Below are 24,451 nucleotides of genomic sequence, written 5' to 3' on the forward strand. Positions count from 1 at the left end.
TATGAGCGTTATCTTAATGAGGAGGTTCAATGATGAGAATTGAAACAAAATGTTTGCATGAAGGGTATCATCCAGGGAACGGGGAGCCAAGTGCGCTGCCGATTTACCAAAGCACGACTTACAGGTATGACTCGACGGAGCATATCGGGAAACTATTCGATTTGACGGCTGCCGGACACATGTATTCGCGCATCTCCAATCCCACTGTTGCGGCCGTGGAAGAGAAAATCGCGGCGATGGAGGGTGGCGTAGGGGCTTTGTGCACGACTTCCGGTCAGGCAGCCACCATGATCAGTCTGATGAACATCCTGAAGGAAGGCGACCATTTCATCAGCACCGCCTCCATTTATGGCGGAACCATCAATCTGTTTGCCGTGACCTTGAAGCGCTTCGGCATCGACTGCACATTTGTCGACCAGGAACTGCCTGAAGAGGAGATCCAAAAAATGTTCAGACCGAACACGAAGGCTGTATTCGGCGAAACCATCGCCAACCCAGCTCTGTCCGTTCTGGATATCGAAAAATGGGCAGCGATCGCTCACAAAACAACGTGCCTTTGATCGTGGACAATACCTTCCCGACACCGTACCTTTGCAGACCTTTCGAGTTCGGCGCCGATATCGTGGTCCATTCCACTTCGAAATACATGGATGGCCATGCTGTACAGATGGGCGGCGTCATTGTCGACAGCGGCAATTTTGACTGGAAAAACGGCAATTTCCCTGAATTCACCGAACCGGATGACTCCTACCATGGCATCGTCTACACGGAAAGCTTCGAAAACGCTGCGTACATCACCAAAGCGCGGGTACAGATGATGCGGGATATGGGCGCATACCCGGCTGCCAATGCAGCTTTCTTATTGAATCTGGGCCTTGAAACACTGCCTGTAAGGATGGACAGACATTGCAGCAATGCCTTGAAAGTCGCCGAATACTTCAAACAATCCGAAAAAATCGAATTTGTGAATTATCCGGGCTTGGAGGGGGACAAGTACCACGAATTGGCGAAGAAATATCTGCCGCTGGGAACCTGCGGCGTCATTTCGCTCTCCATTGAAGGCAGCCGGGAAAATGCCATCAAATTCATGGACAGCCTGAAGCTGGCATCCAATGAAGTGCATGTGGCCGACATCCGGACTTGCGTGCTCCATCCGGCAAGTTCAACCCACAGACAGCTGACCGATGAACAGTTGGCGGCAGCAGGCATCACACCGGGCCTGATCCGCTTTTCGGTGGGATTGGAAAACGTTGACGATATCATCGAAGACATCGAGCAGGCATTGGCACAGCTCAATCTGGACGCAAAACCTTATACAGTCTGATCGGCAGTGTCCCTAACGAACGAAGCAGAAATCCCTCCAAGGTTTTCTGCTTTGTTTTCTTTAGTGCGAAAGTTTTATTTTGAGAAGAACGGAAGTGAGAGGATGGCGTACAACAACAAAACGGCACTCATCAAATGGATTGCGGTCATCACGATGACGATCGACCATATCGGCTATTACTTGTTCCCTTCGTTCCTTTTTCTGCGCGTAATCGGGCGGATCGCCTTCCCCTGTTTCTTGTATACAACCGTGAAAGGGGTAAAGGAGACGCGTGATTTCCGCAAGTATCTGCTGCGGCTGGTCCTGACCGGGGTCGTCAGCATGCCGATCACCGCCCAAACGGGGAATTTCTTCAACATCCTCTTCACATTGGCTCTGTTTGCCTTGTCGATCAAAGACTACCGTTTCATCCTGCCGGCAATCCTTTTGGTCCACTTTACCGAATACGGCCTGTATGGCTTTTTGATGGGGTGGACAATCTATGTGCTGTCGGAAAAGCATGCCGGAGCGGGCATTGCCCTATTCTTATTGGTGAATGCCCTGCAATTCCCCTCCCTGCAAGGCTTTGCTGCCATGGCGCTCATCCCGATGCTGGCGCCGGTCACGATCGCTGTCAGACCGCTGCCGAAATGGGCAGGCTATGCCTACTATCCGCTCCACCAAATTGTCCTCATGCTTATCGCCAGGCTGATGTGACCGTCGGGTTGTCAGCATAAAGGCACGAAAGCTTGAAATATGCGCCGGGATGGTGTAAACTGTTTCTTTGTATCGGATGTTACTTATATAATGTAAGAAGTGAGAAAATACACAAATCAAGTAAGGGTGTGATAGGCATGCAAGACAATTCAAAAATACGCGTGGTGGTCGGAATGAGCGGTGGTGTTGACTCTTCTGTCACAGCATTGCTTTTGAAGGAACAAGGCTACGACGTCATTGGCATTTTCATGAAGAATTGGGATGATACCGATGAATTTGGATTCTGTACGGCAACGGAAGATTATAAGGATGTTCAGGCGGTCGCACAACAGATCGGTATCCCTTATTATTCCGTCAATTTTGAAAAAGAATACTGGGACAAGGTCTTCCAATATTTCCTGGATGAATATAAGAAGGGCCGGACGCCGAATCCGGATGTCATGTGCAATAAAGAAATCAAATTCAAGGCTTTCTTGGATTACGCGATGGAACTGGGTGCTGATTATGTCGCAACCGGGCATTATGCGCAAGTCGTCCGAGACGAGGACGGCACCGCTCATCTGCTCAGAGGAGTGGACGACAATAAGGACCAAACCTATTTCCTGAATCAGCTTTCCCAAGAGCAACTGTCCAAAACGATGTTTCCGCTTGGCGGAATCAAAAAACCGGAAGTGCGCCGTATCGCTGAAGAAGCAGGTTTGGCCACAGCCAAGAAAAAAGATTCGACAGGCATCTGTTTCATCGGTGAGAAGAACTTCAAAGAATTCTTGACGAATTTTCTGCCGGCGATCCCGGGGAAAATGGTCACGTTGGGCGGCGATGTGATGGGTGAACATGCCGGATTGATGTACTACACGATCGGGCAAAGAAAAGGTCTGGGAATTGGCGGCGGCGGGGAATCCGATGATCCTTGGTTCGTAATCGGTAAGGACCTGGCGACCAACACCCTTTACGTGGGCCAAGGCTATCACCATGAGAATCTGTATGCCGACAGTCTGGATGCCACCGATATCCATTTCACATCTGAAGGCAAGCAACCGTCAGTCTTCACCTGCACAGCCAAATTCCGTTACCGCCAAAAGGACACTGCGGTAACAGTTTATCTGAACGAAGACCAAACAACTGCCCGTGTTGAATTTGCGGAACCGGTCCGTGCCATCACACCTGGTCAAGCTGTTGTGTTTTACAACGGTATGGAATGTCTTGGTGGGGGAACGATCGACAAGGCTTACCAAGCCGAAAGCGTGCTTCAATATATTTAATTGAAAAGTGAGAGGCCGGTTTTTTCTCCGACCTCTCTTTAATTTGGTCGGAAATTGTGGTATCGTTCTTAAGGAATCTTGTACCAAGTCTGACAATTCGAAAAAAGGGAGAGGATCATCCGGATGGATACAGAACAAAGCTATATCGTTGGGGAAATCAAAGCGATTTTCTTTGAAAACGCGAGTAATTTCTACAAAGTGATGCTGATTTCAGTCAATGAATCGAATCTCCCGCAAAAGAATGATGAAATCGTTGTGACGGGAAGCTTCGGGCAGATAACTGAAGATACAGTCTACCGCTTTTTCGGTGAGGTTGTGGAGCATCCCAGATACGGCGTCCAATTCCAAGCCACTTCCTATCAACAGGAAAAACCCACCTCCAGGAATGGCTTGATTGCCTTCTTGTCGGGAGAAAGGTTCCCGGGCATCGGCAAACGGACGGCAGAAAAAATTGTGGAGACTTTTGGCGAAGCGGCGGTCGACGTCATTCTTGATGACCCGGAAGCTCTGAAAAGCATCAGCGGTTTGACGCCCAAGAAAAGGGAAATGATGCGCGATGTCCTGATGCAGACGCAAGGGACCGAGAAAATCCTGATTGCTTTGGGGAACTATGGTTTTTCCAATAATCAGGCGGCGAATATCTTCCATTTCTACCGCACCGAAACGCTGACTGTCCTGAACGAGAATCCTTACCGCCTGCTCGAGGACATCGAAGGTATCGGCTTCAAAAAAGCCGACCAATTGGCGGAGGAGTTGAACTTCGCTCCGGACCACAGCAGCCGTTTGAAGGGCGGCTTGTTTGCGACGCTCCAAGAACTGTGCCTGTCGAACGGGGACACGTACGTCGATGGCACCGTATTGCTTGAGCGGACGATCCACTTGCTTGAGCAAAGCCGACGCTTCATCATCGAGGATGCGCCCGTTATCGAAGCCCTGATGGAGATGGTGATGGACATGAAAGTGGTCGAGGACCACAGCCGCTTCGCAATACCGTCCCTTTACTTCGCCGAAGAAGGCATCGCATCATCGATTGACAGGCTGCTGAAACGAAAAACGAAAATTACTTATCCAGGAGTGGATCTGGATCTGGAGATCGAGGCTCTGCAAGCTAACCTGCAGATCCGCTACGGCGCCTCCCAAATCGAAGCGATCAAATCAGCTTTGCTTTCTCCGTTCTTCATCCTGACAGGTGGCCCGGGCACCGGCAAAACGACCGTTCTGAAAGGGATCGTCCGTATGTTCTCCGAATTGAACGATCTGCCGGAAGACCCTCACGATTACAAAGACGGACTTTTCCCGATATTGCTTGCCGCTCCGACCGGACGTGCAGCAAAACGGATGCAGGAAACGACAGGTCTGCCCGGCAGCACGATTCATCGCTTGTTGGGCTTGACGGGCCAGGAAAAGGAATCCGAGGAGCTTTATACGCAAGAACTGGAAGGCAAGCTATTGATCATCGACGAGGTTTCGATGGTGGATACGTGGTTGATGCACAGGCTTCTGAAGTCTGTGCCACAGGGGATGCAGGTGCTGTTTGTGGGGGATAAGGACCAATTACCATCGGTTGGGCCGGGCCAAGTGTTATTCGATCTATTGAACTGCAAATCGTTGCCGCAAGTCGAACTGAATGAGATATTCAGACAATCCGGCGATTCCTCGATTATCCCGTTGGCGCACGAAATCAAGAATGGCATTCTTCCAAGTGATTTCCACAACAATCAAGCTGACCGGTCGTTTCTGCCTTGCCAAACCCACCAGATCGAACCGGTGATCCGACAAGTCGTCGAAAAGGCAAAGTCAAAAGGTTTCACCGCGAAGGATATCCAGGTTTTGGCGCCGATGTACAAAGGCGCTGCCGGCATTGATGCCATCAATACGATGATGCAGGAAATCTTCAATCCAAAGGGGAACAAAAAAAGGCGGGAAGTCGCGTTTTTCGATGTCGTCTATCGGGTAGGCGACAAAGTGCTTCAATTGGTCAACCAGCCGGAAAATAACGTCTTCAACGGAGATATGGGAGAAATCACTGCCATCCAATTCGCCAAGGAAACGGAGGAAAAGGTCGACCAGATCACGATCCTGTTCGATACCGTCGAGGTCACCTACAACCGCAACAATTGGAACAAGTTCGTCCTGGCGTACTGTTGTTCCATCCATAAGTCCCAGGGCAGCGAATTTACGATGGTCATTCTGCCGATGGTGAAGCAGTACGGGCGGATGCTTCGCAGAAACTTGCTTTACACCGCAATCACCAGAAGCAAAAGCAAATTGATTTTGTGCGGGGATTACCAAGCCTTTGAAACGGCCGTCGTAAGCACGGGTGATATCCGGAAAACGATGCTGCATGAAAAACTGGAACGGAACATCAACACTGACAAGGTCTTTACCGCGGAAGAATCTGCCGAGAGTAGCGCAGTGGAACCGCAAGCTGCAGGAATTGACCTTGCCGAATCGACTACCGGATCAGCCAACATAAATACAGAAATTAAAAAGACTCCAAAAATAATACCGCTCTACCACTTGACCAGCGAACAGATTTCCGATGGGAGCATCGATCCGATGATCGGCATGGAAAATGTAACGCCGGAAATGTTCATGAACGAAAAATAACCGGGAGAAAGTCAGCCGATCAGAGATAGGATTAAACTACTCGCTGAATCATTATTCTGCTATACTGACAGTAAAGCAAGTTACTGGTTTTCCAATACAACTACAAGAAGAGAGTGGTAGAATGGAACTTTTTGATCAATTGATGAATCCGAACTGGAAGAACATCCCGATGGAGCACAAGCTTGTTCTTGCCAGCAGCGTTGTCCGTTATTTTGTGAATCCCCTGTTGCCTGTCGCGGATATCCGTCCTGCGTATTATCAGATGGGTGGAATCAAGACCGAGACGTTTACAGTGGACATAGACGGCACACCGTTTGTATTTGTGCCTGGGCACAAGGAGGCCGTACTCGGATGGGACAGCGGAATCAACGGATTGGACCCGCTGGACATCAGCTCGGACAGGAAAGAGATGTACCTTGCCATCGAAAATTGCCTGAAGCTTTCTGTTCAGGGAGCCGAATTTTTGCAGGACGATCATTGGATGAAGAAAAAAAATGAACCAATCCATTCTTTGGAGGAAATGGAAGATTTGGTCAACAGCCAAATGTCCCAGCTTCGGACGACGGAGATTCCCCCGCTATTGGTGGAAGTCAGTCCGAATTATGTGGGAATGACGAATGTCGGGAATTATGCAGTCATAAATGGAAAATTTGAGGGCCAGCGTGATTGGTTCGATCTGCATGAGAAGGCTATCCATCAGGCTTTGATGCCAAGCGCAACCGGTTCCTCGGTATTTGCGGACTTTCCGGCGCATCTGGTAGAGAACGATTCCTTCTTCCTGCGGCAGAACGAAGACTTGGATTCGTATACCGTTTTCGCGCCTTACCAGACAACTTACGCGGAGATGCGCAAGCAATTGGAGAAGGACGGCATGGGGCTGCTGTCCAGCGATGAATGGGAATATTGCTGTGGGGCATCGACCCGCAGGCTGTTCCGTTGGGGCAATCAGCTGCATCGCAACCTGTTCGAACCGGAAGACAGCCACCTCTACAAAAAAAATATGTTCGGTCTGGAAATCGCAAACATGGGTTGGGGACCAGAACTTGTCGAAGACGGCTTGTTGGTCAAAGGCGGTTGGATTTCCATCCAAGCCGAGAACATTCTGGAGAAACTCCTGCCTTACGCCACCTATTACGAAAACCATGTGGATGCTTTAAATGAGAAGCGGCAAGAGCTGTTGACACCCGGGTATTACTGTGCAAGACGTTCCATCCGCATAGAAATGTGACCCTTTCCGCTTTTCCCAAGAACTGCTTGCATGCGGACAGAATTTTGGTTATACTAGTTTTTGATTGAAGCAGAGGATATAAGAATGGATAAAAAAAGAGAGTTTCCGCTTGGTGAAAGGAAACACATCCGTTTATGCTCCCTTTGCGTGAATATAGTAGAAATACTATCGCTTCCAGCGTTAACGGATCCGAGAGGTAATGAATGATCAAAACATTTCATTGCAAACAAGGTGGTACCGCGTAATTCGTCCTTGTATGCAGTGGGGTGTTTTTTATTTTTGTTCACTCAAAAAAACCATGAAGAGAAAAGGAAGGTAATAATGAAGAATCTGACAAGCAGTGATATCCGTCAAATGTATCTTGATTTTTGGGCAACAAAAGGATCAAAAGTGGAGCCGAGTGCTTCGCTGATACCGGTCAACGACCCTACTTTATTGTGGATCAATTCGGGCGTAGCAACATTGAAAAAATATTTTGACGGCACATTGATTCCTGAAAATCCACGCATCACTAATGCCCAAAAAAGCATCCGCACAAATGATATCGAAAATGTAGGCGTGACCGCAAGACACCATACTTTATTCGAAATGTTGGGGAATTTCTCGATCGGGGACTACTTCAAAGAAGAAGCGATTCCTTGGGCTTGGGAATTCCTGACGGACGAAAAGTGGTTGGCATTCGATCCGGAATTGCTTTATGTCACCTATTATCCGGAAGATATGGATACAAAACGCATTTGGCAGGAAAAAGTCGGATTGCCGGAAGATCATATCGTTCCGATCGCAGACAACTTCTGGGACATCGGGGCAGGCCCATGCGGACCTGATACAGAAATTTTTTACGACCGTGGACCTTCATTCCAGGATTTACCTGACGGAGACCCTGAAATGTACCCGGGCGGTGAGAACGAACGCTACCTTGAAATCTGGAATCTTGTGTTTTCTGAATTCAACCACAAACCGGACGGCACCTATGAGCCGCTTCCGCACAAGAACGTCGATACAGGGATGGGCCTGGAACGTGTCACGAGCGTAGTCCAAAACACACCTACAAACTTCGAAACGGATCTGTTCATGCCGATCATCAAAAAAATCGAAACACTGAGTGACGGCAAGAAATACGGCGAAAACAAAACGCTGGATATTTCCTTCAAAGTCATCGCTGATCATGTGCGCGCCGTCAGTTTTGCGATTGGGGACCGTGCCTTGCCGTCCAATGAGGGCCGCGGCTACATTTTGCGTCGCCTAATCCGTCGTTCTGTCATGCATGGCCAAAAATTGGGTATCGAAAAGTTGTTCCTGAATGAATTGGTTCCGGTTGTGGCAGATATTATGGAATCTTATTATCCAGAAGTTAAAGCTGATCAAGCTTTCATCATCAAAGTCATCACGAATGAAGAGCAACGATTCCAGGAAACGATTCACGAAGGGATGGACATCCTGAATAGCGTCTTTGAAGAGATGAACGAAAAAGGAGAAACGGTCGTAAACGGCCCGAATGCCTTCAAACTCTACGATACATACGGCTTCCCGCTGGAATTGACAAGCGAATATGCCGAAGAAAAAGGCTTCCAAGTAGATACGGAAGGGTTTAATCAAGAGATGCAGGAGCAACGCAACCGCGCCCGCGCAGCCAGACAAGTGGAGGACTCCTTCTCCGTGCAATCCCCAGTCTGGGCTGAAGTGCTGGTTCCGAGCACTTTTTCCGGATATGCACAAACGAAAATTTCATCCGAACTTTCCGTGATGGTGGCGCACGAAGACATCGTCGAAAAAGCCTCTGCAGAAGACCGCGTTCAAATCATTTTCCGCGAAACACCTTTCTATGCAGAAATGGGCGGACAAGTCGCTGACAAAGGAACGATTGAAACCGAAACGGGTGAAGTGATTGCAGAAATCGAAGACGTAAAACGCGCACCTAATGGCCAAACGATGCATATTGCACGTGTTCTGAAGGAAATCCATTCGAATGAAACTTATGTTCTGCACGTGGACGAATCCCGCAGAAGAAGCATCACGAAAAATCATACGGCAACCCACTTGCTGCATCAAGCGCTGAAAGATGTTTTGGGAAATCATGCCAATCAAGCGGGCTCGTTGGTGAATCCGAACCAGCTCCGTTTTGACTTCACGCACTTCGGCCAAGTCACAGCGGAAGAGTTGGTGCGGATGGAAGAGATCGTAAATGAAAAAATTTGGGAAGCTTTACCGGTCGTGACAGTCGAAACAACGATCGATAAAGCGAAAGAGATGGGCGCGATGGCGTTGTTCGGTGAGAAATACGGCAAAGAAGTCCGGGTCGTCGATGTCGGCGGCTATTCAGTCGAGCTATGCGGCGGAGTCCATGTCCAAAATTCGCAGGATATCGGTGTCTTCAAGATTTTGTCCGAATCCGGAATTGGTGCAGGTGTCCGACGCATCGAAGCAGTGACCGGTCAGGCAGCTTATCAGTATTTCCGCACAAAAGAAGCCGAGTTGAACGAAGCGGCACAACTGGTGAAAGCCCAACAGACGAAAGAAGTAGCCGGAAAAATCAATCAACTTAAGCAAGAAATGAAAGAGATGCAAGGCGAAAACGAGTCTTTGAAAGCAAAAATCATGAATGCCGAAGCCAAAAATCTCTTTGAAAATGTGGAGAGCGTCAACGGCGTAACATACATCACTTATGAAACAAAGAACCAGGATATGAATGCGTTACGTCAATTGGCTGATCAATGGCGTCAAAAGGCTGTCTCTGATTTATTTGTGGCAGCTTCGGCAACAGACGGTAAAGTCCATATGCTGGCTGCAGTGGCCCAAGAAAAGTTGGATCAAGGCCTAAAAGCCGGCGATCTGATCAAGACGCTCGCTCCATTTGCTGGAGGCAAAGGCGGCGGACGTCCGGATATGGCGCAAGCAGGCGGCAATAATCCAGCAGGCATCCCGGATGCGCTGAAGCACGTTGCGGTCTGGATTGCAGACAATACAAAATAAGCATCCTTTCTCAGAGGCAGGCATCCAAAAAAGATGCCTGCCTCAGTTTGTTGGTCCGATCAGCATGCAAAAAAATGCGGAATATACAGACAGAAGGGGAGCAGGCAAGTCCTGATGTGGTTCGGGATAGGACAGTGGCATTTCTTTGTTGTAGTTTTTTGTGATTTCTTGTAAAATGGTTAATATACTAAAGAAAACTGGGGTGTCGCTATGAGTTCGAAAGATGAAACGATGTTGTTTAATTTTGATGACAATCTCAAAAAGAATGTACAAGAGACATTAGCCCTTGTTTATGACGCATTGGAAGAAAAAGGATACAATCCCATCAACCAGATTGTGGGCTATCTGCTTTCTGGCGATCCAGCTTATATCCCGCGTCATAACGATGCCAGAAACTTGATCCGTCGTCACGAACGTGATGAAATAATGGAAGAATTAGTGAAAAGCTATCTTTCTGGAACAGGCAGAATCATCCAATGAGGCTCATGGGCTTGGATGTCGGATCAAAAACGGTAGGAGTGGCCATCAGTGATCCGATGGGATGGACAGCGCAAGGGATAGAAATCGTCAAAATCGATGAGGCCAATGGAGAATTTGGCCTTGATCGGATTGCCGAATTGGTTAAGCAGTACGAAGTTGAGAAGTTTGTGCTCGGCTTGCCCAAAAATATGGATAACAGCATTGGCTTTCGTGCGGAAGCTTCCATTGCCTACGGAAATTTGCTTGAAAAGGAGTTGGGTTTACCGGTCGCTTACGTTGATGAGAGACTGACCACTGTCCAAGCAGAAAAAATGTTGATCAATGAAGGAAACGTTTCCCGCAAAAAACGCAAAAAGGTAATCGACAAACTTGCTGCAGTCATCCTTCTGCAGAATTATCTGGACAGCCAGTAAAGAGAGTGGTTTTTTTGTCCTGTTTGCGTTACAATAGCTTTTGTTTGAACGGTAAGAACAATAATTTAGATAAAGAGGTGCATACCATGACTGAACATAATCACGACCACGACCACGACCACAACCATGATCATGACCACGATCACGACCATAACCACGAGCACATTACTATCGTGGATGAGAACGGGAATGAAGAGCTTTTCGAAATCCTGTTCACATTCGAATCCGAAGATTTCGGGAAGTCGTATGTTCTGGTTTATCCAGCCGGAGCTCCAGAAGACGAAGAAATCGAATTGCAAGCTTATTCCTATGTGGAAACCGAAGATGGCGGAGAAGGCGATTTGGAGCCGATCGAAACGGATGCAGAATGGGATATGATCGAAGAAGTCCTGAACACATTTATGGAAGACGAAGATCTTCAATAATAATGTAAGTGACTTGTAAGGAAAACAAGGAAGGATCGGGACAAATAATATTGTCTGGATCCTTTTTTTTTGTTGCTGGATCGCTTTTTCGAATTTTTGGAATCCAAGCGGACACGAACTGAAAATCTGATGAGAATCCTGTCCAAGATGTTCGATATGTCTATGCAAATAACAAAAAAGATTCAATTTATATAGCTTTTCGTGTATAATTACGGAAGTCGAATGGCTAGTAGTACATAAAACAGCCATATACTCAAGTAAGGAGGGCCTTATCTTTGTCACAAAATGATCAGCAAGAACCTCAAGGGCAACAAAAACTCATTCGTCCTACGTTGGAGAAAGAAGCCGTAGACAAAATGAAAATACGCAAAAAAGAACGGTCACTAGTTCGGAAAATTGTTTTTGCAATCGTAACGATAGGGATTCTGTTAGGAGTCATCGTTGGCTTTGCCGGCTACAAATATATAACAGACGCACTTCAGCCATTGGAGCCAGAAAGTACGGAAGTCGTCGAAGTGGAAATTCCGATAGGCACCTCCACAAAAGGGATCACACAACTGTTGGAAGAAGGCAACGTCATCAAAAACGCGACCGTCTTCAACTACTACATCAAGACCCAAAACGTTTCTGATTTCCAAGCGGGCTTTTATGAATTATCGCCTTCCATGAGTCTGGATGACATCATTGCGACGCTCCAGGCGGGCGGCAGTCCTGTGCCACAATCGAGCGATCACAAAATCATCGTAAGAGAAGGCAATACAGTCGAAGAAATCGCAACGGAAGTCGAAGAGAAAACGGACTTCACAGCTGAGGAATTTTTGACGAAAGTGAATGATGCGGAATTTTTGGCGAATGCCGCTGCACAATACCCTGGTATTTTGACGGAAGCTTCCCAACGGACCGACACGCGTTATCGTTTGGAAGGCTACCTCTACCCGGCGACTTATGATTTTATGGCCGGAAACACCCTGGATGACGTCATCTTACAAATGCTGCAGAAGACGAACGAAGTGCTTACGCCATACGCAGAGCAAATTGCTGCTTCGGGCCATACGCTTCATGAAATTCTGACGATCGCTTCACTTGTCGAAAAAGAAGGCGTCACTCCGGAAGATCGTGCGAACATTGCCGGCGTATTCTTTAATCGTCTGGAAATCGATATGCCGATACAATCGGACATCAGTATTTTGTACGCACTGAATGAGCACAAGGAATTAGTGACCTATGAGGATCTAGAAGTAGATTCACCGTATAACTTGTACAGAAATACAGGCATCGGGCCTGGTCCGTTCAATAGTCCGAGCGAAGGATCCATTCTAGCCACACTGTCTCCAGCGGACACGAGCTATCTGTATTTCGTAGCGGACACAGCGACAGGTATTGTTTATTTTTCCGAGACATATGAAGAACATTTGCAATTGCAAAGCCAATACGTAGACAGCGAATAAGCCGAATGAAGTGAGCTGCAAGAAGAGAGGAAGAATACACCAGTGAAAAAACCTATCGTTATTGGGGTGACAGGGGGATCGGGAAGCGGGAAAACCAGTGTCAGCAGGGCCATCTTAGACAAGTTTACCGATGTTTCCATTTTGCTGTTGGAACAGGATTTTTATTATAAAGATCAGAGCGATCTACCGTTTGAGGAACGTCTGAAAACAAACTATGATCATCCATTTGCTTTTGATACGGATCTGTTCATCAAAGATCTGAAGAAATTGATCCAATACGAAAGCATAGAACAACCGGTTTACGACTATTCCAAACACACGCGCAGCGATCAAGTGATCCATCGCGAACCGAAAGAAGTCATCATCGTTGAGGGGATACTCATTTTGGAGGATCAAAGGTTGCGCGACTTGATGGATATCAAAGTCTATGTGGACACGGATGATGATATCCGTATCATCCGAAGAATAAAACGTGACATGGAGTCCAGAGGGCGGACGCTTGATTCTGTCATCCACCAATATCTGACGGTGGTCAAACCGATGCATCAACAATTCATCGAGCCGACTAAAAAATTTGCGGATATCATCATTCCCGAAGGTGGTCAAAATCAAGTCGCAATCGATCTGATGACCACGAAAATTGCTTCAATTTTGTCTGAAAATGCAGGATAAAAATAAATCCCTATGATATTTTAAAAATATAATTGCTTTTACTGGAATTAAGTGGTATTTTATATTCACTATTAATTAGGCAGACAATAAACGATGTAGAGCCACAGGAAATGATTATTTCCCTTTGGATGACATGCTGCCTGTCCCGGGTCCGTTTGACTATCCAGGTCAGCCAGCAACAGAAAAAAAGGAAATGCAGCCCTGTGCCGGAATATTGTATATTGAATCATTACTTAAAAGGGGCATATTTCTTATGATCGAAAAAGCATATCCGATGACAGCTGAAGGTAAAGCTAAATTAGAAGCTGAACTTGAAGATTTAAAAGTGAATAAAAGAAAAGAAATTGTTGAACGCATCAAGATTGCCAGAAGCTATGGAGATTTATCCGAAAATTCGGAATATGAATCCGCAAAAGACGAACAAGCTTTCGTCGAAGGCCGCATCACAACATTGGAAAAAATGATCCGTTTTGCGGAAATCATTGAGGTCCAAAACGTCGACAGCGATTTGGTTTCGCTTGGACGCAAAGTGACTTTCATTGAATTACCTGACGGCGATGAAGAAACTTACATCATTGTCGGTAGTGCGGAAGCAGATCCGCTTGAGGGTAAGATTTCAAATGATTCGCCAATCGCAAAAGCCTTGTTGGGCAAGCGCATCGGTGAAGAAGTCGTCATCGGTACACCGGGCGGCGATATGAACGTGAAAATCGTCAGAGTGGAACAAGCTTAGAAAAGCAATCAACAAGAGGATAGGCCAAAAATCATTCGGGTGATTTTTGGCCTATCCTCTATTTGTTTGTGTTTTGAACCAAGTCTTCAGGTATAATGACAGGGTAGATGCAATCATTGGGACAGTACGACTTTAGTCCTATCACACTATCCACCCTTAGCGCACTGTCAAATCAGTTCGGTTAATCTATAATGGAAGCAGACAATAAAACTTGCGTTCAGTTGTAATTATATCCATTTTTTCAGGATATCGTAGAGAAAGGAGGGGCCAAGGATGAAAAAAGGTGCATTAAAATTATTCATGCTCATTGAAGGGCTTTTGGGATTGGCTGTCCTGTTTCAATTGGTGCAGGATACGGATCTGCTGCTGGTCTTTGTGTTCGGGCTGATTTTTATCAAATTCGGGAACGGAAAAGGCGAACGGCGCCAAGTTCTTGGCTTGGTCGGATGGTTTATGGTAGGCATGAGCATACTCTCGACATTCTCCGTGTGGCTGATGCTGATCCTCTTCATACTGTTTATCGGCATAAATGGGAAAGGAATCTGGTCTGATCTGAGGATGGATACTGTCGTGGATGTTCCTTGGGAAGAAAAAGCATTCCGCACAGTCAAAACAAAAGAACCCGGACTGCGGAGTGGCTCCAGAAAGCGTCAGAAATGGATCGGGAACACCAGTATCGGGACGGATGTTTATGAATGGGATGATGTCAATCTGACCGTATTTATGGGTGATACGATCATTGATTTGGGCAATACGTTGTTGCCAAAAGAGGAAAATATCATTCTGATCCGCAAAGGGTTCGGAAAGACCAGGGTTATCGTGCCGTTGGGAATCGGGGTGGCTGTCCACCATTCATCCATCAAAGGCCAGCTTCTGTTCAACGAAGATGAAATAGGCTTGACCAATGAAACAGTAAAATTATACAGTCAGGGCTACGATGAGGCAAACAGAAAGATCAAAATCGTGTCCAATAGCCTGCTGGGTGATCTGGAGGTGATTTACCTATGAGGAGAAGCTCGGTTTTGATTCTGTTCAGTATGATACTCGGCGTCTTTGCTGTGATTGTGGGCGGGGTTTTATTCGCTCTGAGGCCCTATTTAAGTTATCAGGAACTGATTGAGGTAGATCGTTTTTACGTGCCGGCATTCCTTTATATTATCGTATTAATGCTGTTTGCGGCCACCGTTGTGACGTGGATCACTCACTTTTACTTGAAAAATCAAGAAAACCGCATCAAGGATAAACTGCATTGGCTTTTTCTTGGCAATTATGAGCATAAGGTATTCACCAAAAAGCAGGACAGATTATTTTTTTTGGACCAGTACTGTAAGACAATCCATATCGAAATCGAAATGCTCCGAAAGAAGATGCTCAGCCTTTCCCGGGAAGTGCAGCATTTAAGCGCAAATCCGCAACAGATAGGCAACGAAACGAAAGAAGAAATACTCGAGCAGGAAAGGCATCGCATTGCCAGGGAACTACATGATTCCGTCAGCCAGCAACTCTTTGCGGCGATGATGATGTTATCCGCAGTCAATGAGCGGGCAGATGATTTTCCGGAAAAAATACAGAAACAGATGCATCTCATAGAGGGCATCATCAACGAATCCCAGTCGGAGATGCGAGCCTTGCTCCTGCATCTTCGTCCAACCAAACTCGAAGGGAAATCCCTGAAAAAAGGGATCGAGCAGTTGTTGGTGGAATTGAAGTCGAAAGTCCAAATCATGATTAAATGGGAAATCGACGATGTGCATACACTGAGCGGCATCGAGGATCATTTATTCCGTATTGTGCAGGAGCTGCTTTCGAACACCTTGAGGCATGCAAAGGCAAGCCATCTGGAAGTGTATCTGAAACAAACCTTGCAGGAAATCAGTCTCCGCGTTTACGATGATGGCGTCGGCTTCGATACTTCGGCTGAAAAATCCGGCAGCTATGGACTGATGAACATCAAGGAACGCGTCCAGGGAATGGGAGGAAGCTGCAAAATAATCAGTTTCCCCAAAAAAGGGACCGTGATCGAAATCCGGATTCCGAATACAAATGTGAATACAAATAATGTAAGTGTTGAATAGGGCGATAGAAGTTTCGAAAAAAAAGTTTCTTTTAGGAGGGTTCGGGTTGATACGTGTATTGATTATCGACGATCATGAGATGGTAAGGCTGGGTTATTCGGCCTATTTATCCATCCAAGATGATATCGAAGTAATAGGGGAAGCGGAAAATGGTTTGATCGGCTACGAAATGGCCTTGGATTTGCGCCCGGACATCATTTTGATGGATCTGGTCATGGAAGTCATGGACGGCATCGCTGCAACAAAAGCGATTTTGAATGAATGGCCGAAAGCAAAAATCATCATCGTCACCAGCTTCATTGATGATGAAAAGGTCTATCCGGCATTGGAAGCCGGAGCGTCCAGTTATATGCTGAAAACCTCTTCAGCGCATGAAATTGCCGACGCTATCCGCTCCACTTACCACGGTGAGTCTGTGTTGGAGCCAGAAGTGACCGATAAGATGCTGGAGCGCTTCTCGAAAAGAAATATCCGACCGTTGCATGAGGAGCTGACTGCCAGAGAGCGGGAAGTATTGCTGCTCATAGCGCAAGGCTATTCCAATCAGGACATCGCCGACCAACTGTTCATCACACTGAAGACAGTCAAAACGCATGTCTCCAATATTTTGACAAAGCTGGAAGTAGATGATAGGACCCAAGCGACTATTTATGCTTTCAAGCATCATCTGATTCAGTGATTTTGAGCAAAGTGTTATAAAATGATGCTTCCTTATGATAAGATGAATCTGGTAGATAGCAGTGAGAGGGGGCAGACTGATCAACCGATCAGCGACTAAATGAAAATAGAGATCAGTGAACGCGCGCAAAAATGGTTTGAACAGGAAATGGGTATTTCCGGCAAAAAAGGGGTCCGTTTCCTTGGTAAGGTGTACGGCAGCAGCCAAATACACGAAGGATTTTCTGTTGGGCTTGACGTGGATGAGCCAGTCTCTCCGATCGGAAAAGCCGAATACAATGGCATCACATATTACGTCGAAGATGCAGATGACTGGTTCTTCAATGGCTATGATTTGCATGTCGGCTTCGATGAAAAACAGCGTGAACCGGAGTATAACTTCATCGCACAAAATAAAGAGGACAAATAAAAAGAGGGTGCTGGATTTTTAATCCAGCACCCTCTTTTTGTTTTCCGTTCAGGTTTTCAGGCTCAGACGCCCATAATGACGGGTACAATCATAGGACGGCGCTCCGTTTTTTCATACAGGTAAGGTTGAATGGCATTCGTGACGGTGTCCTTCAGTTTCTTCTCGGTGACCGCATCGGTACCCTTTAGCAAAGAAAGGACATCTTGACGGACGATTGCTTGCGCTTCGTGGATCAGATCGCCTGATTCGCGCATATAGATAAATCCTCGGGAAAGGATGTCCGGTCCTGCCAACAAATCTTTGTTGCGGAAATCGACAGTCAGTACGACGACCACAAGGCCGTCTTCAGAAAGGACGCGACGATCGCGCAGGACGATGTTTCCGATATCGCCGATGCCTTTTCCGTCCACGTAGACATCCGTTGCCGTAAAGCTGCCTGCACGTCTTGCGGAATCAGCCGTCAAAGCGAGGATTTCCCCGTTATCGGAAATGAAACAGTTCTCGGCTGGAATGCCGACTGATTCTGCCAATTCTGTGTGGATTTTCAGCATGCGGTACTCGCCATGAACCGGCATGAAATATTTTGGTTTCATCAATGTCAACATCAATTTCTGCTCTTGTTGGCCACCATGTCCGGAAGTGTGAACGTTATTTACTTTACCGTGAACAACAGCTGCCCCAGCTTCCAAAAGCAAGTTGATGACGCGGTTGACGCTGGTTGTGTTGCCCGGAATCGGTGAACTTGAGAATATGACAGTATCGCCAGGTTGGATGGAAATCTGTCTGTGTGTACCATTGGCGATTCGGCTCAAAGCAGCCATCGGTTCACCTTGGGAGCCGGTACACATGATGAGCACTTTATCCGCGGGCAGACTGTTCAATTCACGCGCCTCGATGAACAGGTCATCCGGAGCCACGATAAAGCCCAATTCTCTGGCCGTGCGGAAGTTCGTCTCCATGCTGCGTCCAAATATGGCAATTTTTCGGCCCGTTTCGAGTGCAACTTCAGTGACTTGCTGCAGTCTGTAGATATTGGACGAGAAGGAAGCAAAAATGATTCTTCCTGAAACTTTTTGGATGATGTTCTTAAGGGATTGCCCCACAATTTGTTCTGACTGCGTAAACGTAGGTGTTTCCGCATTAGTACTGTCGCTCAGAAGCAAAAGGACGCCTTCTTCCCCGATTTTAGCCATCTTGTGGATATTCGCCGGTTTTCCGTTCGCGGGTGTGAAATCGAACTTGAAATCCCCCGTGAAGACAATATTGCCCGGAGGAGTCTTGACCACGATCCCCATAGTGTCCGGTATACTGTGCGTTGTCGCGAAGAAGCTGATGCTGGTTTTACGGAATTTGATGACGGAATCTTCGTTGATTTCGTGCAGAACAGCATCCCTGAGCAAGCCGTGCTCATCCAGTTTGTTGCGGATCATGGCGAGCGCCAGTTTGCCTGCATAGATTGGGACATTCAATTCTTTCAAAAGAAACGGGACACCACCGATGTGATCTTCGTGTCCGTGTGAAATGAACAAGCCTTTGATTTTGGTTTGGTTTTGTACCAAATAACTGTAGTCGGGTATCACATAATCAATGCCAAGCAGATCATCTTCCGGAAACATGATCCCGGAATCAAGAATGATGATTTCGTCCTGGAATTGGATGCCATACATATTTTTCCCGATTTCCCCTAAACCACCGAGAGCAAATACGCCGACTTCATTGTTTTTTATGTTAGGTTTCATACATTAAACTCCGTGATTTTAAAATCAGGATTTTTTTGTTCGTATTCCAAATGGTTGCCTTCCAAAGGCTGGATGAACTCAATGTTATAGGGGGTATTTTGTTCAACTAATCTTCTGGCTATTACGATATCGGATGCCTCCACATAAAGAGATTCCGTGTTCTCTCTGGTAGGGGCATCAAACTTTGCTGGTTGGTATGTTACTTTAAATATCATATAGTTCACTCCATTTTTCTTATTGTTTTTGATAGTACTGTACTTAAAAATTACAATCTCAGTTTGTTAACTTGGTCAATAGTTGTATTTTTTCATACAATCGGTACTGTAAGTTTACCACAATTAAGGCAGTTAGTATAGAAATGACTGGCAAATTCATTTTTGCGGGGGTGCAAGCCTTTCCAATAGTAAGACAATTCTCTTTTGTTTTTTTTATCGATAGCTATCAATATTTTTGTAGACTTAAACACAGTAATTGTCTAGACTGAATATAGCGGGTTTACTGGGCAGGCAGGAAAAGAGGATGTTTTTTTTTGCCCTGAAGAAATCCGGAGAATCGTTTCCAATAAGGTAGGTGTTTCGAAATGTCTTTAATTTGGCGTTATATCAGTCGGTATAACAAATTGTTTTTACTAAATGTGTTGGGAGCTTTCGGCTTTGTGCTTGTCGAGTTGGGACTGCCGACAATGCTTGCAGGTTTGATCAACGAGACGGTTGCAGGCGGTGGAAAAGAGAACATTCTGCGGACGACTGCGTTTATGATGGGCTTGGCTTTGATCGGGTTTGTGGGAAGGGTCATTGTCGCCTATGCAACCGGAAAAATCACCACTAATATGGTAGCGGATATGCGGAACGACATGTACCGGAATATCCAGACTTTTTCCCACGAAGAGTATGATCGCATCGGTGTTTCATCATTAGTGACGCGGGTCACCAATGACGCCTTCATTCTGATGCAATTCGCCCAGATGTTGTTGCGTATGGGGTTGATGACCTTCATTATGATGTTCGCCAGTGCTTTTATGATAGCGCGCACGAGTCCGGACCTATCGATTATCCTGTTGCCGGCGTTCCCGGCACTGCTTGTGATGATCATTGTGATCGGCAAAAAATCGCAGCCGTTATCCGAGGCACAGCAGCAAAACCTGGACGAAATCAATGGGAATTTGAGGGAATCATTGTCCGGCATGCGCGTCATCCGGGCGTTTGTGCAGGAAATTTTTCAAGCGGAACGTTTTGGAAGTGTCAACCACGCCTACAGCGTGGTTTCAAAAAAACTATTCCGTCTGATGGCCTGGAACCAACCGGTATTTTCCCATGTCATCAATCTGATCATCATCGCCATCATGTGGTTTGGTTCCGAGCATATTGAGGGAGGCAGTCTGCAATTGGGGGACATGACCGCTTTCATCGAGTACAGCTTCCATGCTTTGTTCTCATTTTTGAATTTTGCGGTCGTCTTCATGATGTATCCGCGTGCTTCGGTTTCTGCGAAGCGGATCCAGGAAGTGTTGAACACTACCAGCAGTATTTCTCCGAATGAGGAAGGGATCACGGAAACCCAGACGCATGGTTATCTGCGTTTTGAAAATGTTAGCTTTGCTTATCCTGGGAATACTGAAACACCGGTGATCAAAGACATTTCCTTTGGGGCGGACCCCGGCCAAACGGTCGCGTTCATCGGGAGCACGGGGAGCGGCAAATCAACGCTGATACAGCTGATTCCGCGTTTCTATGATGTCACAAAAGGGCGCATCATGATCGATGGGCATGATGTGCGCGATTATAATCTGAAAGCTTTGCGCAAGAAAATCGGGTTTATCCCGCAGAAAGCCTTGCTTTTCACCGGTACGATCTCGGAAAATCTGCGCTACGGGAAATGGGATGCTTCGAAAAAAGAAATCGAAGAAGCGTCCGAGATTTCCCAAGCCAAAGAGTTTATAGCCCGTAAACCAAAGCTTTTCGATGAGCATTTGGCGGAGGGCGGAAGCAATCTTTCCGGCGGACAGAAGCAGCGTTTGTCGATTGCCAGAGCGATTGTCCGCAAACCGGATATTTACATATTCGATGACAGTTTCTCCGCATTGGACTACAAGACGGACGCGACCTTGCGCGCACGCCTCAAAAAGGAGACCGGCAAAGCGACAGTCATCATTGTGGCCCAACGCGTCAGCACAATCATGCATGCAGATAAGATCATTGTGTTGAATGAAGGCGAGGTCGTGGGCCAGGGTACCCACAAAGAACTGTTGCGTAGTTGCGAAATCTATTATGCTATTGCATCCTCGCAAATGAGCAAGGAGGAACTTTCATGAAAAAAGTGGACAAAAAAACGTTGCTCCGGGTATGGGATTACCTAAAATTTTACAAAATGAAATTTTTCGGCTCCATCTTTTTGACCATTGCGATGACGATACTGAACGTACTGGAGCCTTTCATCATTGGATTTGCCATCACGGAAATCGGCAGAAATGTTTCGGATATGCTGAAAGGCGTGGAAGGTGCCGGCATCAATTACGATTATTTGACGAAAGTTCTGATCATCTATTTTGTTCGGGCACTCCTTTACCAGGCTACGAATCTCTATTCGCAATTGTTCATGACGGATGTCGTTCAGGATGCCATGCATGATCTGCGCAAGGATCTGAGCGACAAACTGAACAGGCTGCCGATTGCCTACTTTGACCGCAACCAATTCGGGGACGTACTTAGCAAAGTGACGAATGATGTCGATTCCATCGCCAATGCGCTGCAGCAATCCTTTTTGCAGGTGCTGAATGCCGTATTGGGGATCACCTTCGCGCTCATCATGATGTTCTCAATCAATTGGCAGTTGGCCATCGCCATGGTCGTGCTGATACCGGTGGCAAGTATCCTTTCGAAAAAGATTACACAGCTTTCGCAGCCGTATTTCCGTGGGCAAGCGAAATATCTCGGGCAGCTGAACGGATTTGTCCAGGAATCGCTGACCGGCTTCTCCATCATCAAGCTTTACGGCAAAGAAGAGGATGCTTTCGATGAATTCCATTCCATCAATGAATCTTTGAAAAAGAATGGTTTCAAGGCGGCTTTCATTTCCGGGTTGATGTCACCGGCTGTGGCTCTCGTCACCAATGCTTCCTATATCATCATCGCAGTGCTCGGGATTCTGCAAGCGATGGCTGGAACGATGACGATCGGCAATGTTCAGGCTATGGTGCAGTATGTCTGGCAAGTGAACCAGCCAATCTCGACGATCACGCAATTGTCGGCCATCATCCAATCGGCCACTTCTTCCATCCAGCGCGTCTTCGATCTCCTTGATCAGGAAGAGGAAGTGCAGGGTGAAATAAATGCGAGCTTACCGAAGGAAATCCGCGGAGATGTCACTTTCGAAAATGTCTCCTTCAGCTATGACAAAGAAAATACGCTGATCAAGAATTTCAACATCGAGGTCAAAAGCGGGGAAACAGTGGCGATCATCGGTCCGACAGGCGCCGGCAAGACCACGATAATCAATTTGCTGATGCGCTTCTATGAAGTGGATGCGGGAGCCATCAAGATAGATGGCTACGACACAAAAAAACTGACCCGCGCTGACTTGCGCTCCCAGTTCGGCATGGTGCTGCAGGACGCTTGGCTCTACAAGGACACGATCACAGGGAATATCCGTTTCGGGAAACTGGATGCGACTTTCGAAGAAGTGGTGGATGCCGCGACTACAGCCAATGTCCATCATTTCATCCAGACTTTAGGTGCAGGCTACGATACGGTCATAAACCAGGAGGCCTCCAATATTTCCTTGGGTCAAAAGCAACTGCTGACGATCGCTCGCGCTTTTATCGCAGATCCCAAAATCTTGATACTTGACGAAGCGACCAGTTCAGTAGATACTAGACTTGAGGCTTTGATCCAAAAAGCGATGAAACGCATCATGCAAGGCAGGACGAGTTTTGTGATTGCACACCGGCTTTCCACCATCCGCGATGCTGATATCATCCTCGTCATGGACCAAGGCGAAATAATCGAATACGGCAAACACACAGAGTTATTGGAACGAAAAGGATTTTATTATGATTTGTACACTAGTCAATTCAAAAACGAGCCAGAATAAGGGGAACAGAAAATTTGAACAATAAAAAATTCATTTTCTTTGATATCGACGGAACATTGCTGAATGACAAAAAGATGCCGCTTGAGAGCACTGTCCAAGCTTTGCGCCAACTGCAGCAGATCGGGCACGAAATCGCGATCGCGACAGGACGGAATCTATTCCTGGCCCAAGAGGTCATCGATACGTTCCAATTGGACAATTACATCGTCTGCAACGGAGCGGCAGGGTACTTCAAGCATGAACTCAAGTATGAAAACAAGTTAGATCTGGCTGCTTTCGAAAAATTGCTGCAGCTTTCCGATGAAAGCGGTCATCAGGTTGTCTATGAGTCAGCGCATGCTCTGGCCCGTCGTCATGAGTCGATCGCTATCAATGCGACCGAAGCGATGCGCAGCATCGAATTCGACGTCCCTGACCATGATGCGTCTTTTTATCAAAACAATCCGCTATATCAAGCACTCTTATTCTACAGAGACGAGGAGAAAGCAATCTACGAAGACGGCGCTTTCCCGGAATTCCGATTTGTGCGCTGGCACGATGCCGGCGTCGATGTGTTGCCGAACCCAGGATCAAAAGCACAAACTGCCTTGTGGATGGCGAAACATCTTGACTTTGCTCATGAAGACACCATTGCTTTCGGTGACGGAAACAACGATTATGAACTCATTTCCAGCGTCGGCTATGGCGTTGCGATGGGGAATGCGGTCGATTCCGTCAAGGAAGTGGCCAAATTTGTCACGAAAGATTGCAATTCAGGCGGAATTGCCTACGCACTTGAAAAATTAGGCTTGTTATAGTAGCGAAAATAGGGTATCATATCATTCATAAGGCGTTTTTGCTGAACGTCATGGATACCCTGTTATTTCGGGGGCGTAGCTCAGTTGGGAGAGTGCTTGACTGGCAGTCAAGAGGTCGTGGGTTCGAGCCCCATCGTCTCCATACAAAAAAAGAAAACAACTCTTAGAAAGTTTGATATGAAGCGATTCATATGACTTTCCGGGAGTTGTTTTTTTTGTTTACCGAAAGAGCGTCGTAAAGCCCCTTGCTTTAGCTATGGGGATATAAGACGTGCACTTAGTTGTATTATGTGGGAAATCGCTGTATAATCAATATATGGAAAATAAAAAATATAAATCAAATCATAACATCATTTATTCTTGTACCTACCATGTTGTCTGGTGTCCAAAATATCGGCGA

At 46.7% G+C, this 24,451-nt stretch carries 20 protein-coding genes, 1 tRNA gene and 2 pseudogenes; 21 read left to right on the forward strand and 2 right to left on the reverse strand.

Annotation, left to right across the window (positions count from 1 at the left end):
• Window positions 1-32: 32 nt before the first annotated feature.
• The 16 genes and pseudogenes from ACTCCX_RS07330 (at window position 33) to ACTCCX_RS07405 (ending at window position 17,426) form a co-directional block, all read left to right on the forward strand.
• Window positions 33-1,324 (forward strand): annotated as a pseudogene (locus ACTCCX_RS07330) (O-acetylhomoserine aminocarboxypropyltransferase/cysteine synthase family protein).
• Window positions 1,325-1,426: 102 nt separating this feature from the next.
• Entirely contained in the window at window positions 1,427-2,020 is a 594-nt protein-coding gene (locus ACTCCX_RS07335) for a TraX family protein (protein ID WP_463275390.1), read from the forward strand.
• A gap of 137 nt (window positions 2,021-2,157) precedes the next feature.
• Entirely contained in the window at window positions 2,158-3,282 is a 1,125-nt protein-coding gene (gene mnmA / locus ACTCCX_RS07340; protein ID WP_463275391.1) for a tRNA 2-thiouridine(34) synthase MnmA, read from the forward strand.
• 123 nt (window positions 3,283-3,405) lie between these two features.
• A complete protein-coding gene (gene recD2, locus ACTCCX_RS07345; protein WP_463275392.1) occupies window positions 3,406-5,892 on the forward strand; it encodes an SF1B family DNA helicase RecD2 in 2,487 nt (828 codons plus the stop codon).
• 121 nt (window positions 5,893-6,013) lie between these two features.
• The gene (locus ACTCCX_RS07350) at window positions 6,014-7,120 is read left to right on the forward strand and encodes a DUF7278 family profilin-like fold-containing protein (protein WP_463275393.1); all 1,107 of its coding nucleotides are present in this window, start codon (window positions 6,014-6,016) and stop codon (window positions 7,118-7,120) included.
• Window positions 7,121-7,441: 321 nt separating this feature from the next.
• Window positions 7,442-10,093, forward strand: coding sequence for an alanine--tRNA ligase (gene alaS / locus ACTCCX_RS07355; protein ID WP_463275394.1), 2,652 nt, complete (start codon window positions 7,442-7,444; stop codon window positions 10,091-10,093).
• 210 nt (window positions 10,094-10,303) lie between these two features.
• Window positions 10,304-10,573 (forward strand): IreB family regulatory phosphoprotein, encoded by a 270-nt coding sequence (locus ACTCCX_RS07360; protein WP_086941762.1) that lies wholly within the window; start codon window positions 10,304-10,306, stop codon window positions 10,571-10,573.
• Window positions 10,570-10,986, forward strand: coding sequence for a Holliday junction resolvase RuvX (ruvX, locus tag ACTCCX_RS07365; RefSeq protein ID WP_463275395.1), 417 nt, complete (start codon window positions 10,570-10,572; stop codon window positions 10,984-10,986). The genes ACTCCX_RS07360 and ruvX overlap by 4 nt, the downstream gene beginning before the upstream one ends.
• Before the next feature lie 86 nt (window positions 10,987-11,072).
• On the forward strand, window positions 11,073-11,411 hold the full coding sequence (locus ACTCCX_RS07370; protein WP_463275396.1) for a DUF1292 domain-containing protein: 339 nt from the start codon (window positions 11,073-11,075) through the stop codon (window positions 11,409-11,411).
• Window positions 11,412-11,686: 275 nt separating this feature from the next.
• Window positions 11,687-12,859 carry an endolytic transglycosylase MltG gene (gene mltG, locus ACTCCX_RS07375; protein ID WP_463275397.1) on the forward strand — a complete coding sequence of 391 codons (1,173 nt, stop codon included), beginning with the start codon at window positions 11,687-11,689 and terminating at the stop codon, window positions 12,857-12,859.
• 15 nt (window positions 12,860-12,874) lie between these two features.
• Window positions 12,875-13,531, forward strand: a complete 657-nt coding sequence (udk, locus tag ACTCCX_RS07380) for a uridine kinase (protein WP_324292051.1) — start codon at window positions 12,875-12,877, stop codon at window positions 13,529-13,531.
• Between the two features lie 253 nt (window positions 13,532-13,784).
• Window positions 13,785-14,264, forward strand: coding sequence for a transcription elongation factor GreA (gene greA, locus ACTCCX_RS07385; RefSeq protein WP_463275398.1), 480 nt, complete (start codon window positions 13,785-13,787; stop codon window positions 14,262-14,264).
• A gap of 273 nt (window positions 14,265-14,537) precedes the next feature.
• On the forward strand, window positions 14,538-15,272 hold the full coding sequence (gene liaF, locus ACTCCX_RS07390) for a cell wall-active antibiotics response protein LiaF (RefSeq protein WP_463275399.1): 735 nt from the start codon (window positions 14,538-14,540) through the stop codon (window positions 15,270-15,272).
• Window positions 15,269-16,339 carry a sensor histidine kinase gene (locus ACTCCX_RS07395; RefSeq protein ID WP_463275400.1) on the forward strand — a complete coding sequence of 357 codons (1,071 nt, stop codon included), beginning with the start codon at window positions 15,269-15,271 and terminating at the stop codon, window positions 16,337-16,339. Before liaF ends, ACTCCX_RS07395 begins: the two co-directional genes overlap by 4 nt.
• Window positions 16,340-16,385: 46 nt before the next feature.
• Window positions 16,386-17,018 (forward strand): response regulator transcription factor, encoded by a 633-nt coding sequence (locus ACTCCX_RS07400; RefSeq protein ID WP_463275401.1) that lies wholly within the window; start codon window positions 16,386-16,388, stop codon window positions 17,016-17,018.
• A gap of 99 nt (window positions 17,019-17,117) precedes the next feature.
• Window positions 17,118-17,426 carry a HesB/YadR/YfhF family protein gene (locus ACTCCX_RS07405; RefSeq protein WP_463275402.1) on the forward strand — a complete coding sequence of 103 codons (309 nt, stop codon included), beginning with the start codon at window positions 17,118-17,120 and terminating at the stop codon, window positions 17,424-17,426.
• A 62-nt stretch (window positions 17,427-17,488) separates the two neighbouring features.
• On the opposite strand, the gene rnjA is transcribed toward ACTCCX_RS07405, so the two are convergent.
• Both rnjA and ACTCCX_RS07415 read right to left on the reverse strand, forming a co-directional pair.
• Entirely contained in the window at window positions 17,489-19,165 is a 1,677-nt protein-coding gene (gene rnjA, locus ACTCCX_RS07410; protein WP_463275403.1) for a ribonuclease J1, read from the reverse strand.
• Window positions 19,162-19,380, reverse strand: coding sequence for a DNA-directed RNA polymerase subunit epsilon (locus ACTCCX_RS07415; RefSeq protein WP_086988577.1), 219 nt, complete (start codon window positions 19,378-19,380; stop codon window positions 19,162-19,164). The genes rnjA and ACTCCX_RS07415 overlap by 4 nt, the downstream gene beginning before the upstream one ends.
• 365 nt (window positions 19,381-19,745) lie before the next feature.
• Here ACTCCX_RS07415 and ACTCCX_RS07420 point away from each other — a divergent pair, with 365 nt between their 5' ends.
• From ACTCCX_RS07420 to ACTCCX_RS07440, 5 genes and pseudogenes are all read left to right on the forward strand, one after another.
• Window positions 19,746-21,476 (forward strand): ABC transporter ATP-binding protein, encoded by a 1,731-nt coding sequence (locus tag ACTCCX_RS07420; protein ID WP_463275404.1) that lies wholly within the window; start codon window positions 19,746-19,748, stop codon window positions 21,474-21,476.
• A complete protein-coding gene (locus ACTCCX_RS07425) occupies window positions 21,473-23,254 on the forward strand; it encodes an ABC transporter ATP-binding protein (RefSeq protein WP_463275405.1) in 1,782 nt (593 codons plus the stop codon). The genes ACTCCX_RS07420 and ACTCCX_RS07425 overlap by 4 nt, the downstream gene beginning before the upstream one ends.
• Before the next feature lie 14 nt (window positions 23,255-23,268).
• On the forward strand, window positions 23,269-24,051 hold the full coding sequence (locus ACTCCX_RS07430; RefSeq protein ID WP_463275406.1) for a Cof-type HAD-IIB family hydrolase: 783 nt from the start codon (window positions 23,269-23,271) through the stop codon (window positions 24,049-24,051).
• 69 nt (window positions 24,052-24,120) lie between these two features.
• Window positions 24,121-24,193, forward strand: a tRNA-Ala gene (locus ACTCCX_RS07435).
• Between the two features lie 174 nt (window positions 24,194-24,367).
• A pseudogene (locus ACTCCX_RS07440) lies at window positions 24,368-24,451 on the forward strand (IS200/IS605-like element ISCbt2 family transposase); the annotation flags it as partial.

It is taken from the genome of Trichococcus sp. (genome assembly GCF_055118575.1).